Source organism: Arthrobacter sp. 2YAF22_2 (assembly GCF_052114645.1).
Lineage (GTDB): Bacteria > Actinomycetota > Actinomycetes > Actinomycetales > Micrococcaceae > Arthrobacter.
Map to the genome: position 1 here is coordinate 1 of NZ_JBFRFD010000483.1, position 2,739 is coordinate 2,739.

The following is a 2,739-nucleotide window of genomic DNA, read 5'->3' on the forward strand; positions in this document are numbered from 1 at the left end:
GGCGCAGCTGCTCCCAGGTGACGTCGGTGCCGACGGTGACGCCGGTCCGGAAGCGGGTGCCTTCGGCCTTCATCTGGTCCAGGCGGCGGTCCACGTGATCTTTTTCCATCTTGAAGTCCGGAATGCCATAGCGCAGCAGGCCGCCGATCTTGTCGTCGCGCTCATAGACGGCCACGGTGTGGCCCACGCGGGTCAGCTGCTGGGCGACAGCCAGGCCGGCGGGGCCGGAGCCGACGACGGCGACGGTCTTGCCGGAGAGGCGCGCCGGCGGCAGCGGGTTGACCCAGCCGTGCTCGAAGGCCTGGTCCACGATGGAGACCTCGACTTGCTTGATGGTCACGGCCGGCTGGTTGATGCCGAGCACGCACGAGGCCTCGCACGGTGCCGGGCAGAGCCGGCCGGTGAACTCGGGGAAGTTGTTGGTGGCGTGCAGCCGCTCGATCGCTTCCTCGCCCTTGTCCCGCCAGATGAGGTCGTTCCACTCCGGRATGAGGTTGCCCAGCGGGCAGCCCTGGTGGCAGAAGGGGACGCCGCAGTCCATGCAGCGGCCGGCCTGGCTCTTCAGGACACCCTTTTCCTGTGCCTCGTAGACTTCCTTCCAGTCCATGATGCGGACCGGGACGGGACGGCGCGGCTGCGTTTCACGCTGGCGTACTTTCAGAAATCCGCGTGGATCAGCCACCGGTCACCTCCAGGATTCGAGACCAAACTTCTTCGCCGTCGGGGTCCAGGCCCTCTTCGATGGCGTCAAGACGGGTTTGCAGGACGGCCGCGTAATCACGCGGCAGGACTTTGGTAATGCGGGCCGCGGTGTCGTCGAAGTCCTCGAGGAGCCGGGCCGCGAGCTGCGACTCGGTTTCTTCGAGGTGCTTGGCGAGGAGGCCGTGGACGATGTCGCGGTCTTCGGCGTCGAGTTCGAGCAGTTGCAGCTCGCCGGCGTCGAGGGCCTGCTTGTTGACCCGTTCGGTCCGCAGGTCAAGGACGTACGCGGTGCCGCCGGACATGCCGGCGCCGAAGTTGCGGCCGGTGCGCCCGATGATGAGGGCCTGGCCGCCGGTCATGTACTCGCAGCCGTGGTCGCCGATGCCTTCGACCACCGCGGTGGCGCCGGAGTTGCGCACCATGAAGCGCTCCCCCACCTGGCCACGGAGGTACAGCTCGCCGCTGGTGGCGCCGTAGCCGATCACGTTGCCCGCGATCACGTTCCGCTCCGCCGCGAAGACGTTGGTCCGGTCCGGGCGGACGATGATGCGGCCGCCGGAGAGTCCCTTGCCGACGTAGTCGTTGGAGTCGCCGAACATCCGCAGCGTGATTCCGGCCGGCAGGAAGGCGCCGAGCGACTGGCCGGCGGTGCCGGTCAGGGTGACATCGATCGTGTCGGCAGCGAGCAGATCGGTACTGAAGGTCTTGGTGACCACGTGGCCGAGCATGGTGCCCACAGAGCGGTCCGTGTTGATCACGTTGACGGCGATTTTCACCGGAGTGCGGTCGCTGAGGGCCTCGGCGGCCATACCGATCAGGCGCTGGTCGAAATGCTTGTCYAGCTCGTGGTTTTGGCCGGTGAGGTTGCGCAGCGGAGCGTCGTCGTCGAATTCGAGGCCGTGCAGGATCGGATCCAGGTCCAGCCCTTCGGCCTTCCAGTGGCTGATCGCCTCACGGGTGTCGAGCATCTCGGCGTGGCCGATCGCTTCCTCCAAGCTCCGGAAGCCGAGCTCCGCGAGGATCTCGCGGACTTCCTCGGCGAGGAATTCGAAGAAGTTGACCACGAATTCGGGCTTGCCGGTGAAGCGTGAGCGCAGCTCGGGGTTCTGGGTTGCGACGCCCACCGGGCAGGTGTCCAGGTGGCAGACGCGCATCATGATGCAGCCGGACACCACCAGCGGCGCGGTGGCGAAACCGAATTCCTCGCCGCCGAGCAGCGCGGCGATGACGACGTCGCGACCGGTCTTGAGCTGGCCGTCCACTTGCACCACCACGCGGTCGCGCAGGCCGTTGAGCATCAGGGTCTGCTGGGTCTCGGCGAGGCCGAGTTCCCACGGCACACCGGCGTGCTTGAGCGAGTTTAGCGGCGAGGCGCCGGTGCCGCCGTCGTGGCCGGACACCAGCACGACGTCGGCCTTGGCCTTCGTGACGCCGGCCGCCACGGTGCCGATCCCGACCTCGGAGACGAGCTTGACGTGCACGCGGGCCGAGGGGTTGGCACGCTTGGCATCGTAGATCAGTTGCGCGAGGTCCTCGATCGAGTAGATGTCGTGGTGCGGGGGCGGCGAGATGAGCCCGACGCCGGGCGTGGAGTGCCGGGTCCGGGCCACCCAGGGGTAGACCTTCTGGGCCATCAGCTGGCCGCCTTCGCCGGGCTTGGCGCCCTGCGCCATCTTGATCTGGATGTCGTCGGCGTTGGACAGGTAGAGGCTGGTGACGCCGAAGCGGCCCGACGCGATCTGCTTGACCGCCGAGCGGCGGGTCGGGTCCAGCAGCCGGTCCACGTCCTCGCCGCCTTCGCCGGTGTTCGACTTGGCGCCGAGCCGGTTCATCGCGATCGCGAGGGTCTCGTGGGCTTCCTGCGAGATGGAGCCGTAGCTCATCGCGCCGGTGGAGAACCGCTTGACGATGCTGGAGACGGGCTCCACTTCCTGGAGCGGGACCGCGGGGCGCAGGCCGCCCTTGAACTTGAGCAGTCCGCGCAGGGTCATCAGGTTCTCGGACTGGTCGTCCACGCCGCGGGTGTAGGCCTTGAAG

Annotated in this window: 2 protein-coding genes; both read right to left on the minus strand. The window is 67.8% G+C overall.

Annotated elements, in window-relative coordinates:
* The coding region (locus AB4Y86_RS16200; RefSeq protein WP_441403203.1) for a glutamate synthase subunit beta at positions 1–682 on the minus strand (682 nt) is incomplete at its 3' end.
* Positions 675–2,739: glutamate synthase-related protein (locus AB4Y86_RS16205; RefSeq protein WP_441403204.1), on the minus strand; the 2,065-nt coding region annotated here is incomplete at its 5' end. The genes AB4Y86_RS16200 and AB4Y86_RS16205, both read right to left, overlap by 8 nt.